The following is a 14,129-nucleotide window of genomic DNA, read 5'->3' as shown; positions in this document are numbered from 1 at the left end:
CTGGCGCACTCTCCGCTCAGGGCAGGATTGCACCCTGCGGACTCTTGGTGTTAAATGCCCGTCCAGATGGCGCTGACGAGGGCCATCCCCAGTATTTGGACACCCCATGCAAACTCAATCCCACGCGGGCCCGGGCACTCTCTTCTCCCTGACCTGGCCGCTGTTTATCGATCTCGCCCTGCACTTTCTAACCGGGGCCCTCAACACCTTCATGGTGGGCCACGTCTCCTATCAGGGCGTGGCGGCACTGGCGGTCGGCAACCAGGTGTTCGATCTGGCCATCACCTTGTTCAGCTTCGTCAGCATAGGCACCAGCGTGGTGATCACCCAGTATCTGGGGGCCGGCGATCGGGAGAAGGCGCGCATCGTCATCCACACCGCCATCGGCTTCAACCTGCTGGTGGGGCTGGTGGCCGCGGTCGGCGTGCTCGCCGGCGCCAGCACCATGCTCTCCCTGATGAACCTGCCTGCTCATCTGATGGGCGATGCCACCCTTTATCTGCAGATCATCGGCCTGTGCCTGCTGCCGGAGGCGGCGGCACTCTGCCTGGCCGCAACCCTGCGTGCCCACGGCCATACCCGTCAGGCCATGTACGTGACCCTGACCGTCAACCTCATCACCTTCGTCGGCAACCTGCTGCTGCTCTACGGCTGGTTCGGCCTGCCCCAGCTGGGGGTAGCCGGGGTCGCCATCAGTACGGTGGCGGGTCGCATCGTCGGCGTTGTGTTGCTGGTGTGGCTGGTGGCGCGCAAAACCGGTATCAAGTTGCGTTTGCCCGAGATAGTCCGCCCCAGCAAGGTCATGCTGGACAAGGTGCTGCACATAGGCCTGCCGGCGGCGGGGGAGAACCTCTCCTGGATGCTGCAGTTCATGGTGGTCACCGCCTTCGTCGGCCTGCTCGGCGACAAGGCGCTGGCGACCCAGTCCTATTTCTTCCAGATCTGCCTGTTCATCCTGCTGTTCGGCCTCTCCATCGGCCTTGGCAACGAGATCATCATCGGCCATCTGGCGGGGGCCCGCCGCTTCGAACAGGCCTACAACCAGCTGATGAAGAGCCTCAAGCTCGGCCTCATCGTCACGACCCTGATCGCCATCGCCGCCGCCCTCAATGGCCGCGCCATCATCAGTTTGTTCACCGACGATCCGGACATCATCACCCAGGTGGCCCAGCTGTTTCTCATCAGCCTCATCCTCGAACCCGGCCGCACCTTCAATCTGGTGGTGATCAACGCCCTGCGTGCCACCGGGGATGCCCGTTTCCCGCTCTACATGGCGCTCGTCTCCATGTGGGGGATTGCCGTTCCGCTCGCCTATTTCCTTGGTATCATGCAGGGCTATGGACTGGTCGGCATCTGGTTGGCGCTCGCCTGCGATGAGTGGGTGCGCGGTCTGGCCATGTTCTGGCGCTGGCGCAGTCGTCGCTGGCAAAACAAAATTCTTGTTGAAACATAAGCGGAATCACAATGAAGAAAATCGGACTCTTGTTGGCTGCCATCCTGCTCAGCCCGCTGGCCATGGCGCAAACCGCGCCCGCGGCTCCCAAGGCGCAAGCCGCCAAAACCTGGTATGTGGCACCCATCGCCATCGACGAGACAAGCGAGGCCCAGAAGGCGCTGACCAAAGATTTTACAGCCCAGATGATAAAGACCATCAAGATCAACGAATACCAGACCGGCAAAGCACTCGGCAAGACCCAGGATCCCAAGTGGCTGATCCGCACCAAGTTGATGCCCGCCAGCACGGAGCCGCTGGTCGGCAAGAAGCACCCGCAGGGTCTCACCTACGGCAAGGGCATCCCCACCCAGGAGATAGTCGGCGAGCTCATCATGAACGGCACGCTCGTCGCCCATGTGGGGCAGGGCTGGCGTGAGCCCATACTCCCGGGCACCCCGGTGGCCGAGAAGATCACCATAGCCAACTACCAGTACGCCATCGGCAACGAGGCCAAGGCGCCGGATCTGGAAGAGCTGGCGGCGCAGATTGGCTTCGAGGTGGGCAAGGTGATTGCCAGAGACGGCAAGCCGCTGCCCGAGAAGAAAAAGAAAAAAGAGTAAACGCCACACCTGTTCTCAAGAAGGGGCCCCTGGCCCCTTTTTGCTGCCCGCTTGCCAGCCCGCCACCGTCATCAAACCGTCACAACTGTGATCGCGATTCCAGTTTCAAGCTCAGTTTCTTACTTACAAATGGCTTATCAGCTTGTGATTCAAGCAGTTAAAAATCATCCCCCAGATGCAGCAAATCATTGGTCCCGAATTCGATCGGGATCACATTTATCTGTGGGGGGAAGGGGTACTTTGGTTTTGAAGGCACAATCAAACGAAACCAAGGAGGCTTCATTACATGTTCCCAGAGTACAGAGATCTCATCTCGAAACTGAAGAGCAGTGATGTCCATTTCCAGAAGAAGTTTGACTTGCACAACGACCTGGATGCGGAGATTAGAAAGTTGGAAAAGCATCACGCCAGCGACTACAGCTCCGAGGTGAAGGATCTGAAAAAACAGAAACTTAAACTGAAAGAGGAGATATACGACATCCTCAAACAACATCCACACTAGACGCCTCGACGAATACCCGGATAAGCAACTTATCCCTCCAGCCCGGCTCAAGCCGGGCTTTTTATCGTCTCGTCACGGGGACGCCGTCCGAAACGCTGGCAGGCCCTGACGGCGAAATTCGCTCGGGGTCTGCCCCGTATGGCGGCGAAAGGCGGTGTTGAAGGTGGACTTGCTGTTGAAACCGGCCCGGTAGCAGATGCTGGCCACCGTCTCGTCTCCCGCCTGCAGCAGCCGTTTGGCCTCCTCCACCCGATAACGGTTTAGCCAGTCGTAGAAGTTGCCCCCCGAGCAGGCGTTGATGGCGGTGGAGGCCTGATGGGTAGTCAGGCCGCACTCGCCAGCCAGCTTGCCGAGGGAGAGCCCGGGATCCCGATAGGCCCCCTCCTTCAGCCGCCGCTCCAGCTCGTCAAACAGCGGCTGCTGGCTCGCGTCCTGTGCCGGGCTCATGACGCAGGCCTGACCCTCACTTCCCCCGGGTTGCGTGATCTCTGCCGAAGCCGCCTGTTGCGGCAGGCGGGCATGGGCCAGCACCTGCAACAGCAGATAGGCGGTGACGGGGGCCTGCAGATAGACGGTGGAGAGCGGCCAGCCGAGCCAGCTCAGGGCGATCCGCCCCAGCAGCAACAAGGCCACCAACAGTTGCAGTCCCTGCAACTGGCTCACCCATGCCCGCAGCGCCGGCTTGCGGCTGACGATCCCAAGCCGCTGCTGCCGCCACCAGTAGATCAGCCCCAGCAGGGCCATGATGGCCAGATAGCGATTGCCGTAGAGGGTGATGCCGGGCCACAACCCATCCCCCTGCTTGCCGAGCAGGATCCAGCGCACCTTCTCGGCGCCAGGCAGCAACCAGTAAGGCAGCGCCAGCACGGCCACCAGCAACAGCGGCAGACTGTGCACCATGCGGTCACGCCAGCGGCCGAGCACAGGCTCCCCCTGCAGGGCCCGGATATAGCCATAGAGGCAGAACGGCAGCATCACCACCAGGGGATCCGCCAGTTTGAGCAGATGAGGCCAGCGTTCGAACAACTGCTGCTGATGGTAGAGATACTCCAGCGCCTGCACGCTGCTCAGGGCGAGCAGGGCCAGCAGATAACCGGAGGCTGAGTCCCAGCGTCCCCGCCACTGCCAGCCGAGCGCCGCCAGCAACAACATGCCCGCCAGGCTCAGACTGAGCAAGGCCGCCACTTCTTCCCACTGCATATGCTTGCTCCCCCAGGTACGGCTCCATCGAGACGGACCTGTTTATCCTTGTTTTTATTCTGTTTTTGGAACTATGACCGGTTCCATCCAGCGGAGCGACAGCCAGCTCGCCCTGCTCTTAAATACCCTCTCCTGCGGGCAAAAAGCAACAGAACCATAACAAGCACGGACAACAGAAGGAACTCAAATGCGATCTCCCTTTCCCCTTACCCTGCTCGGCTGCCTCGTTCTGGCCGGCTGCCAGGAGAACAGCAGCGAGCCGGATCCCGCTCGCCACTATGACGTCACCCTCACCTACACGGAGCAGGGGGTACCCCACATCAAGGCGAATGACTACGCCAGCCTCGGCTTCGGGGCGGGTTACGCCCATGCCGAGGAGAACCTCTGCACCCTGAGCGAACAGATCATGAAGCTGCGGGGGGAAAAATCCCGCTGGCTGGGGGCGGGAGAGCAGCAGCGCAACCTGCTTTCCGACGTGGGCTATCGCTCGCTGGATCTGCCCGCCCAGGCCGCCACTCTGTATGGCAAGCTGGCGCCGGATGCCCGCGATCTCATCGAGGGCTATGTGGCGGGCTTCAACCACTCACTCGCGGGACGAGCCAGCCCGGTGGACTACCCCTCCCCCTGCCGTGGGGCCGAGTGGGTCGAGCCCATCACCCCGACCCAGCTGCTGGCCTATCACCTGGATCTCGCTCAGCTCGCCAGCGGCCGCAGCTTCATCGGCGCCATGGCGAGCGCCCAGTTCCCCGGCAGCGGCACGCAGGCGCGCGCCCTGCCTGACCCGGAAGCCGAATGGCTGCTCACCGCCGAGGGGATCGGCAGCAACGGCTGGGCACTGGGGGCGGATCGCAGCAGCAACGCCAACAGTCTGCTGCTCGGCAACCCCCACTTCCCCTGGGATGGCGAACTCAGGTTCTACGAACAGCACCTGCAGATCCCGGGCAAACTCAACGTGACCGGCGCCACCATGATGGGTTTTCCCGCCATCCTGATCGGCTTCAACGAACAGCTGGGCTGGACCCATACCGTCTCCCAGTCCAAGCGCTTCACCCTCTATCAGCTCACCCTGGATCCCGCCAATCCGCTGCGCTACCGCTACGGCGACCAGTGGCGGGAGATGAGCCAGAAAACCGTCACGCTGCAAGTGCGTCAGGCCGATGGCAGCCTGCAGCCCTATGCCCAGACCGTCTATGCCAGCCACTTCGGCCCCGTGGTCAATCTCGCCTCCCTCTCGCCCAGCCTGGGCTGGACCAGCAGCAGCGCCATCAGCTTCCGCGATGCCAACGCCGGCAACTACAAGATGCTGGAGCAGTGGCTGGCCATGGCCAGGGCCCAGAGTACCCCGGCCTTCTTCGACGCACTGGCCGAGCATCAGGGGGTGCCCTGGGTCAATATCCTGCTGATCGACAAGGCGGGCCAGGCCAGCTATGTGGATGCCACCCAGGTGCCCCGCCTCGGCGCCAAGGCCGAAGCCTGGTGGCGAATGGCCTCCCAGACCCCGCAGCTGGCCCCCGTCTGGCTGGATGGCGAGGGCAGCGTGCTGCTGCCGGGCAACGACCCCGACTTCGAGTGGGTCGACAGCGGCCAGACCCGGGCTCCCGGCCTTGTTCCCCTGAGCCAGGCCCCCCGTCAGACCCGCAGCGACTACGTCTACAACGCCAACAGCAGCCACTGGCTGACCAACCTGGCGGCGCCGCTGGAGGGTTACTCCATCCTCTACGGACCGGAGCAGACAGTGCGCAGCCCGCGCACCCGCTACAACGCCCAGCTCATCAGCACCCCAGAGACCATGGGACTGACCGGGGCCGATCGCCGATTCACCCTGCCGGCGCTGCAACGGGTGCTGACCCACAACGGCTCCCTGTTTGCCCGCGAACTGAGGGAACCCCTGCTGGCCCGCTGCCAGGCCCATCCGCTGATCCAGCTGACGAGCGGCCCGCTGGACCTGACCCCGAGTTGCAATGCGCTCGCCAACTGGGATGGCGAGTATCAGCTGGAGAGCCGGGGTGCCCACCTGATGCGCGAATGGCTGACGGCGTTTCGCACCAGCGGCCACAGAGACATCAAGGATGCCCTGTTTGCCATCCCCTTCGATCCGGCCCGGGGTGCCACCACGCCGAGCGGGCTGGCTCCCTGGGGCGGCGCGCCGGATCTGGATCCCGCCCTGCTGGCGCTGGCCCATGCCCAGCAGCGGTTGCAGGCCGCCGGTATCGCGCCGGATGCCGAACTCGGCACGCTGCAGTTCGTGCAAAAGGCGGCCGGGCTGACCCCCATAGCGCTGCCGGGAGGCAACTCGTTCGAGGGGCTGTTCAACATGGTGCAGACCAATCTGCCTTCGCGCAGCAGATCGGATCTCGCCAACATAGTGACCGGCAAGAGCGTGGCGGATACCACGCTGCGCAGCCTGGATGACGACGGTGACGGCCAGCCCGAGCTGCGCTATCGCGCCAACTACGGCTCCAGCTTCGTGCTGGCCCTGCAGTTCGATGCCGCCGGGCCCAAAGCGGAGCGCTTCCTGAGCTATGGCCAGTCCCACGATCCCGAGAGCCCGCACTTCACCGATCAGACCGAGCAGTTTGCCCGCCAGCAGTGGCAGCCCATGCGCTTCACCGAGCAGGAGATAGAAGCCCATCAGGAGCGCAGCCTGCACCTCAAGGTGCTGCGTGCCACCAGCCCCTGAGCCACGCCTCTCTCCAGCCATAAAAAAAGCGGGCCGACAGGCCCGCTTCGTCATTCAGGATCCGGCTCAGACGGGAGGATGGAAGGCGCTGGCCTCCCGGGTCGCCATCTCCTCGTAGGTGGCCCACTTCTGCCAGGCCACTTTTTGCGCCACCTGCATCAGCCGCTCGGCCTCCTCTGGGTGGCTCTGGGCCAGCACCCGGTAGCGGTTCTCCTCTGCCCTGTACTCGGCGAGCGGAATCGAAGGGCGCAGGCTGTCAAGGCTGAAGGGGTTCTGCCCCGCGTGGCGCAATACCGGGTTGTAGCGCAGCAGCGGCCAGTGGCCCGAGTCCACCGCCCGTTTCTGCTGGGTCAGCCCCAGCTCCATGTCGATGCCGTGGGCGATGCAGTGGCTGTAGGCGATGATGAGGGACGGGCCCGGATAGGCCTCCGCCTCCCGCAGGGCCTGCAGCGTCTGCTGCGGATTGGCGCCAAAGGCGATGCGGGCGACATAGACATTGCCATAGGAGATGGCCTGAAATGCCACATCCTTCTTGGCCAGCGTCTTGCCTCCCGCCGCGAACTTGGCGACGGCCCCCAGCGGGGTCGATTTCGACATCTGGCCGCCGGTGTTGGAGTAGACCTCGGTATCCATCACCAGCACGTTCACATCCCGCCCGGAGGCGAGCACGTGATCGAGCCCCGCCGAGCCAATGTCATAGGCCCAGCCATCGCCGCCGACGATCCAGACCGAGCGACGCACCAGTTGATCGATGAGGGACAGCAGCTCGCGGGCTTGTCCCGAGTTCACCTCCTCCAGTCGTTCGCGCACCTGCGCCACCCTGCCACGCTGGGCGCGGATCTCCGACTCCAGCCGCTGCGGGGCGCTGACAAGCGACTCGACCAGCTCATCCCCCAGCTCCCCCTTCATCGCCTTGAGGGCGGCCACCGCCTGACCATGATGCTGATCGGCGGTGAGGCGGAAGCCAAAGCCGAACTCGGCGTTGTCCTCGAACAATGAGTTGGACCAGGCCGGTCCCTTGCCTTCGCCGTTCTTGGCCCAGGGGGTGGTCGGCAGGTTGCCGCCATAGATGGAGGAGCAGCCGGTGGCGTTGGCCACCAGCATGCGATCGCCAAACAGCTGGGTCAGCAGCTTGAGATAAGGGGTCTCGCCACAGCCGGCGCAGGCGCCGGAGAACTCGAACAGCGGCTCCAGGAACTGGGCACCGCGCACCGTGGAGAAATCCACCCGCTCGCGGGCAGGCCAGGGCAGGCTTTCGAACCAGCGCAGCGCCTGTTTCTGACCGGCCAGATGGGGCGCCTTGTCCATCATGGTGATGGCGCGATCCCCTTCGTGGCTCTCCCCTTCAACACGCTCGCCTTGATGGCTTGCATCAGCCCCAGCCCGCACCGGACAGGCCTGCACGCACTGGCCGCAGCCGGTGCAATCCTCCGGGTAGAGCTGCAAGGTGTAGCGGCTGTCGGGGAAACCCCTGGCGGTGACGGGCACCGACTGGGCCGCCTCGGGGGCGGTGGCCAGCCAGTCCTGGTGATAGAACTTGGCCCGCAGCGCAGCATGGGGGCAGACGAAGACGCAGTTGCCGCACTGGATGCAGATATCCGAATGCCAAATCGGGATCTCGCGGGCGATATCCCGCTTCTCGAAGCGACTGGTGGCTGTGGGGTAAGTGCCATCCACCGGCAACATGGAGACGGGGATGAGATCGCCGCGCCCCGCCAGCATCTCGCCGGTCACCCGCTGGACAAACTCGCTGCCGCCGGGGGCCAGTGGCAGCGGATAGTCGCTGATCGGCTCATCACCGGCCGGGATCGCCACCTTGCAGAGATGAGCCAGGGTATCGTCCACCGCCGCGAAGTTGCGCGCCACCACCTCTGGCCCCTTGCGGGCATAGCTCTTCTCTATGCTCTCCTTGATCAGCGCAATGGCCTCGTCCCGCGGCAAGACTCCGGCCAGCGCGAAGAAGCAGGTCTGCATTATGGTGTTGATGCGATTGCCCATGCCGTTTTGCTCGGCCACGCGATCCCCGTCGATGCAGTAGAGCTGGATGTTGAGGGCGCGGATGCGGGCCCGCAGCCGCTCGGGCAGGCGGGCCCAGACTTGGCTTGCCTCACAGGGGGCGTTGAGCAGCAGTATGGCCCCCTCGGCGGCGTGCTCCAGCAAGTCCACCGACTCGACAAAGCTCCACTGGTGGCAGCCAATGAAGCTTGCCTGCTCGATGAGCCAGGGCGCATCTATGGGCTCGGGGCCAAAGCGCAGGTGGGAGACAGTGCGCGAGCCCGACTTCTTGGAGTCGTAGACGAAGTAGCCCTGGGCGTGGAAGCCCTCCAGCTCGCCGATGATCTTGATGCTGTTCTTGTTGGCGCCGACCGTGCCGTCGGCGCCCAGGCCAAAGAAGAGCGCCCGCACCCGGCTGGCTGGCTCCAGATCGCCGATGGGGTGCCAGGCCAGACTGAGGCCCGAGACATCATCCACTATGCCCACGGTAAAGCGCGGGCGCGGCGCATCGGATGCCAGCTCCTCGAACACGGCGGCGCACATGGCGGGGGTGAACTCCTTGGAGGAGAGGCCATAGCGACCGCCGCTCAGCCAGGGCAGCCGCTTGATGAGGCCCCGCTGCAAGCCGTCGATGAGGGCGCTCTGCACGTCCAGCAGCAGCGGCTCGCCGCCGGCCCCCGGCTCCTTGGTGCGATCCAGCACAGCCAGCCGGCGCACGCTGGCGGGCAGGGCATCGAGCAGCGCCTGCACCGGGAAGGGGCGATAGAGGCGCACCACCAGCACCCCTGTCTTGCGATCCTGCCGGTTGAGCCAGTCGACCGTGGTGCGGGCGGTGGCCGCTCCCGACCCCATCAGCAAGATGACGTCGGTCGCGTCGCTGGCGCCGTGGTACTCCACCAGCCGGTAGTGGCGACCGGTGAGGGATCCCAGCTTGTCCATGCACTGCTGCACCCGCGCCGGCACCGCCTCGTAGAAGGGGTTGACGCTCTCGCGGGACTGGAAATAGGTATCGGGGTTCTGGGCGGTGCCGCGCATCACGGGGTGATCCGGGTTGAGCGCCCGGGCGCGATGGGCCCGCACCCAGTCGTTGTCGATGAGGGCACGGATCTCGTCCCTATGCAGGGCCGTGATCTTGTTCACCTCGTGGGAGGTGCGAAAGCCGTCGAAGAAGTGGATGAAGGGCACCCGGCACTGCAGGGTGACGCTGTGGGCAACCAAGGCCAAGTCCTGCGCCTCCTGCACAGAGCCGGAGGCGAGCATGGCAAAGCCGGTGCTGCGCGCCGCCATCACGTCCTGATGGTCGCCAAAAATCGAGAGCCCCTGCGCCGCCAGCGATCGGGCCGCCACATGGAACACAGCCGCGGTCAATTCCCCGGCGATCTTGTACATGTTGGGCAGCATCAGCATCAGCCCCTGACTGGCGGTGAAGGTGGTGGCGAGCGCCCCCGCCTGCAGGGCGCCGTGCACAGTCCCGGCCGCCCCCCCTTCGCTCTGCATCTCCACGACTGTGGGGATGTTGCCCCAGAGATTGGTCTGCCCCTCGTCCGCCCAGGCGTCAGCCAGCTCGGCCATGGTCGAGGAGGGGGTGATGGGATAGATGGCGCACACTTCGCTCAGCTGGTACGCCACCCGGGCCGCGGCTTCGTTGCCATCGACCATGATCAGTTCATGTTTCATTGGGACTCCTCCGGTTGGCGCAACTCGATGGCGTGGCAGGGGCATTGATCGTGACAGGCACCGCAGCCGGTGCAACGATCCGCATCCACCCGATAGCCGTGGCCCGGCCCCAGCTTCTCGATGGCCTGCTCGGGGCAGCTACCGTAGCAGCCGTCGCACTCGAAGCAGTTGCCGCAGGAGTAGCAGCGCGCCGCCTCGTAGCGGGCCGCCGTCTCGTCCAGCCCACCTATGATCTCGCCAAAGTCGTCCCGCGCCCACGCCGGTTTGACCGGCTGACTGCTGGCGGGCGCATGGGTCTGGAACCAGAGCTGCAGCTGCTCAGGCCCCACCAATGGATAGGAGAGCGGTTTGTGGTAGTGGCGACCGCGCAGCCAGGCATCCATGTGGCGCGCCGCCTTCTTGCCATGGCCGGTGGCTATGGTGACTGTGCGCTCCGAGGGCACCATGTCGCCGCCGGCAAACAGCCCGGGCACATCTGTCATGAGGTTGTCTGCCACCTGCACCACCCCCTCCTGGCTGACCCGCACGCCGGGAATGCTCTCCAGCACGCTCAAGTCCACCTCCTGACCCAGCGCCAGGATGAGGGAGTCTGCTTCGAGTGTTTCAAACTTGCCGGTGGGCACAGGCTTGCCCTGCTCATCCAGTGCCATCACCTCCACTTCAATGCTGGTGTTGTCGAGCTGGCGAATGCTGCGCAGCCAGTTGATCTTGATCCCCTCCTCCTCGGCCTCAAGGGCCTCGAAGGCGTGGGCCGGCATGTGATCCCGGTCGCGGCGGTAGATGATCATCGCCTCCTCCACCCCGAGGCGACGGGCGGTGCGGGCCGCGTCCATGGCGGTGTTGCCGCCGCCGTAGATGGCTACTCGTCGTCCCAGTTTGGGGGGCGGCAGACCCTGCTCCTCGGCCAGGCTGGCCTGCTCGAGGAAGCTCACCGCATCGAGGATCTTGCCCGCCTCCCGGGCCGGAATGTCGACCCGCTTGGCCAGATGGGCGCCTATGGCCATGAAGACGGCATCAAAGCCCCCCTCGTCACGCGCCTTGAGCACGTCCTCCACCTTGTGATTGAGGGTGAGGGTGACGCCTGCGGCCAGGATGCGGGCCACCTCCCTGTCCAGCACGTCGCGGGGCAAGCGGTAGGCGGGAATGCCAAAGCGTAGCATGCCGCCGGCCAGCGGCCCCGCCTCGCGGATCTCCACCTGATGGCCGAGCCGGTTGAGGTGCCAGGCACAGGACAAACCGGACGGGCCGGCGCCGACGATCAGCACCTTCTTGCCACTGGCGGGCGCCGGTGGCGCAGGCTGCCAGCCTTTGGCCAGCGCCTCGTCGCCGAGGAAGCGTTCGATGGCGTGAATGGAGACGGCGTCATCCACCTGGGCGCGGTTGCAGGCGCTCTCGCAGGGGTGATAGCAGACCCGGCCATGGACGGCGGGCAGGGGATTTTCTTCGATCAGCGTCTGCCAGGCCGCTTCAAAGCGGCCCGCTTCGGCCAGGGCAAGCCAGGCCTGGATGTTCTCGCCGGCCGGGCAGGCGTGGTTGCAAGGTGGCAGGGCCGGCCGCCAGACGGGTAGCCGAGTACGGACCGGGCCTGTTCCCGTTTTCTGGGAGAGATCCGGCTGTGGGGTCATATCCAGTTGTTTGCTCATACATTGCTTTCTTCTTTTTGTGTGACAGGCCCCCTCCGATGGCACTTGATACCGTTTAGCCGGAGCGGACGGTGGCCGGAGAGGGAAGAAGCGAAAGCGTTAGAAACTGGAAGCTGTCTCGATAGTGGACTGATTTTTATACTGAATGGCGGATCAGGATCAAAAAATGTTGCACTTTATGGGGTCTGGAGCGCGGAACGTGACCCCTGTAACATCTTGCCCAATTGCACACGGGATGGCGTTGACCGGCTTATCCAACCGAGGCGGTCAGCGCCGGATCGCCATATGAGGGCGGCACAGGGCGGCGACCATGCAAGGATTGCTGCACGGGGCGGGAACCGTTATCTTGCCTCCTCTTCATCTGCACAGGCCACTGCACAAGGACTCGGACATGCCAACACTCGACAGCATTCATCTCTACCCCATCAAATCGACGGCAGGCATGCCACTGACCCGTGCCCGGGTGACCGAAGAGGGCCTGCAGGGGGATCGCCGCTACATGGTGGTCAAGCCGGACGGCAGCTTCATCACGGCCCGCACCCATCCCCAGTTGCAACAGGTAGTGGCCACCCCCATGGAAGGCGGCCTGCAGTTGCGCTATCCGGGTCTTGAACCACTCACACTGCGAGAACAGGATTTTTCCCGCACGCCCCGAGCCACCGGGGTCTGGGGCGACAGCTTCACCGCCCTGCAGACCCAGCCCCGGGCCGATCACTGGCTGAGCCAGGTGACGGGGGAGCCGGTGCAGCTGCTCTGGCTTGGCGAAGCATCAGACCGCTTTAGGGAGAAGACAGGTACCCGGGTCAGCTTTGCCGACGGTTATCCGCTGCTGCTCATCAGTCAGGCCTCGCTTGAGGATCTCAACCTGCGCTCCGATGCCCTGCACCAGATGAGCCAGTTTCGCACCAACCTGGTGGCGAGCGGCACCCGTCCGTTCGAAGAGGACAGCTGGGTGCGCATCCGCATCGGCGAGGTGGAGTTTCGGGTCGACAAGCCCTGCAGCCGCTGCATCATGACCACGGTGGAAGCGGGCACGGATCGCTTCAATGCCCTCAAGGAGCCGCTCGCCACCCTCACCCGCTATCGCCGGGGCGAGGATGGGGATGTCTATTTCGGCCAGAATCTGGTGGCCCTCAACGAGGGCTGGATTGAGGCGGGCAGCGAGATAGAAGTGCTGGAGACGACCCGTCCCCGGGTCTACCCCAACGCGGCGCCCAGGAAGCGGGCGCTGGTGTGCGTGGCCCGCGAGCCGCTGGCACGGGATCTGGAAACCTTCTGGTTCGAAGCGGCCGATGGCGAACCCCTGCCCGACTACCTGCCGGGCCAGCACCTGCCCATCAGCCTCGACCTCAAGGGTGAGCGGTTGCAGCGACGCTATACCCTGAGCTCAAGCCCGGATCTGCCGGATCGCTACAGCATCAGCGTCAAGCGCCTCGGTGAGGGGCGCATCTCTCCCTGGCTGCACCAGCAGTTGAAGGTGGGCGATACCCTGCTGGCATCCGCCCCGGCTGGCGAGTTTCACCTCGGCACAGAGCGCTCGCTGTTGCTGCTCTCGGCCGGCTCAGGTGTCACCCCCATGCTCGCCATCGCCCGCACCTTAGGCCTGCGCGGGGAGCTTGGCGACGTTCACTTCATGCACCTGTGTCGCAGCGAGGCCGACATCCCGGCCGCCGCCGAGCTCTACGCCATGGCGCAGCAGGGGATGGCGCTCACCCTGATCTTGAGCCAGCCCGATGGCCACTGGCAGGGGCTGAAAGGGCGCCTCTGCGATATCCATCTGGCCCAGATCAAGGGGCTGCACCAGCGGGAGGTGTTCCTGTGCGGTCCTCACGGCTTTATGGCCGATGCGGCGGCCAGACTGACCGCCCTTGGCGTGCCCGCCAGCCAGATCCGGCAGGAGAGCTTCGGCGGCGCCATCCTCTCGGTGGCGCGCCCCCACAAGGCGATACGGCTGCGCATAGGTGAACAGGCCTTTGCCGGCAACAATCAGGGAACCGTGCTGGATCAGGCCCACAAGCAGGGAGTGGAGCTGCCCTGGAGCTGCCGCGCCGGCATCTGCGGCAGTTGCAAGCAGACCCTGGTCTCGGGTGAGGTGGATCACCCGGATGCCCCGGCCATCACGGCCGCCGAGCGCGCCGAGGGCAAGATCCTCACCTGCTGCGCCGTGCCGCTGACCGATCTGGTGATCGGGCCGCGATAATCCAAGGGACCGGGAGCATGGCGTCGTCCATGCATCCCGGCCCTCCCCCTCAAGCCCCTCCCCCTTTTCTCGGCGCTGCCCGCCAAACTTGCCGAGCCCGGCTCCTATACTCACAGCAACAACAATAAAACCCCACAGAAGTACCGGCCTTCGCCGTGTGACAAAGGGGGTTGCTCT

Annotated in this window: 8 protein-coding genes; 5 read left to right on the top strand and 3 right to left on the bottom strand. The window is 64.7% G+C overall.

Annotated elements, in window-relative coordinates; all coding sequences use genetic code 11:
* Positions 1–106 precede the first annotated feature (106 nt).
* The 3 genes from AACW87_RS07115 (at position 107) to AACW87_RS07105 (ending at position 2,557) form a co-directional block, all read left to right on the top strand.
* Positions 107–1,453: an MATE family efflux transporter gene (locus AACW87_RS07115; protein WP_043141015.1), complete on the top strand. Its 1,347-nt coding sequence runs from the start codon at positions 107–109 to the stop codon at positions 1,451–1,453.
* Positions 1,454–1,464: 11 nt separating this feature from the next.
* Positions 1,465–2,055, top strand: coding sequence for a hypothetical protein (locus AACW87_RS07110; protein WP_043557254.1), 591 nt, complete (start codon positions 1,465–1,467; stop codon positions 2,053–2,055).
* Positions 2,056–2,341: 286 nt separating this feature from the next.
* A complete protein-coding gene (locus tag AACW87_RS07105) occupies positions 2,342–2,557 on the top strand; it encodes a YdcH family protein (protein ID WP_005313020.1) in 216 nt (71 codons plus the stop codon).
* Positions 2,558–2,629: 72 nt separating this feature from the next.
* Here AACW87_RS07105 and AACW87_RS07100 read toward each other — a convergent pair whose 3' ends face one another.
* Entirely contained in the window at positions 2,630–3,757 is a 1,128-nt protein-coding gene (locus AACW87_RS07100) for a helix-turn-helix domain-containing protein (protein WP_241324581.1), read from the bottom strand.
* 187 nt (positions 3,758–3,944) lie between these two features.
* Between AACW87_RS07100 and AACW87_RS07095 the strand changes: the two genes are divergently transcribed.
* Positions 3,945–6,437: a penicillin acylase family protein gene (locus AACW87_RS07095; RefSeq protein WP_241324580.1), complete on the top strand. Its 2,493-nt coding sequence runs from the start codon at positions 3,945–3,947 to the stop codon at positions 6,435–6,437.
* A 66-nt stretch (positions 6,438–6,503) separates the two neighbouring features.
* On the opposite strand, the gene nifJ is transcribed toward AACW87_RS07095, so the two are convergent.
* Together nifJ and AACW87_RS07085 are read right to left on the bottom strand one after the other, a co-directional pair.
* Complete coding sequence (gene nifJ / locus AACW87_RS07090; protein WP_241324579.1) at positions 6,504–10,109, bottom strand: pyruvate:ferredoxin (flavodoxin) oxidoreductase; 3,606 nt, start codon at positions 10,107–10,109, stop codon at positions 6,504–6,506.
* Positions 10,106–11,752: an NAD(P)-binding protein gene (locus AACW87_RS07085; RefSeq protein WP_241278314.1), complete on the bottom strand. Its 1,647-nt coding sequence runs from the start codon at positions 11,750–11,752 to the stop codon at positions 10,106–10,108. The genes nifJ and AACW87_RS07085 overlap by 4 nt, the downstream gene beginning before the upstream one ends.
* 391 nt (positions 11,753–12,143) lie before the next feature.
* Between AACW87_RS07085 and AACW87_RS07080 the strand changes: the two genes are divergently transcribed.
* Entirely contained in the window at positions 12,144–13,952 is a 1,809-nt protein-coding gene (locus tag AACW87_RS07080) for an MOSC N-terminal beta barrel domain-containing protein (RefSeq protein ID WP_241324578.1), read from the top strand.
* Positions 13,953–14,129: the final 177 nt, after the last annotated feature.

This window comes from Aeromonas sp. MR7, assembly GCF_963899385.1.
Lineage (GTDB): Bacteria > Pseudomonadota > Gammaproteobacteria > Enterobacterales > Aeromonadaceae > Aeromonas > Aeromonas bestiarum.
The sequence above is the reverse complement of the archived record's forward strand: the minus strand, read 5'-3'. Positions and strand labels throughout refer to the sequence as shown.

Coding starts and splice junctions, on each gene's coding strand:
- AACW87_RS07115 (WP_043141015.1), top strand. CDS start 107: ATGCAAACTCAATCCCACGCGGGCCCGGGCACTCTCTTCTCCCTGACC.
- AACW87_RS07110 (WP_043557254.1), top strand. CDS start 1,465: ATGAAGAAAATCGGACTCTTGTTGGCTGCCATCCTGCTCAGCCCGCTG.
- AACW87_RS07105 (WP_005313020.1), top strand. CDS start 2,342: ATGTTCCCAGAGTACAGAGATCTCATCTCGAAACTGAAGAGCAGTGAT.
- AACW87_RS07100 (WP_241324581.1), bottom strand. CDS start 3,757: ATGCAGTGGGAAGAAGTGGCGGCCTTGCTCAGTCTGAGCCTGGCGGGC.
- AACW87_RS07095 (WP_241324580.1), top strand. CDS start 3,945: ATGCGATCTCCCTTTCCCCTTACCCTGCTCGGCTGCCTCGTTCTGGCC.
- nifJ (WP_241324579.1), bottom strand. CDS start 10,109: ATGAAACATGAACTGATCATGGTCGATGGCAACGAAGCCGCGGCCCGG.
- AACW87_RS07085 (WP_241278314.1), bottom strand. CDS start 11,752: ATGAGCAAACAACTGGATATGACCCCACAGCCGGATCTCTCCCAGAAA.
- AACW87_RS07080 (WP_241324578.1), top strand. CDS start 12,144: ATGCCAACACTCGACAGCATTCATCTCTACCCCATCAAATCGACGGCA.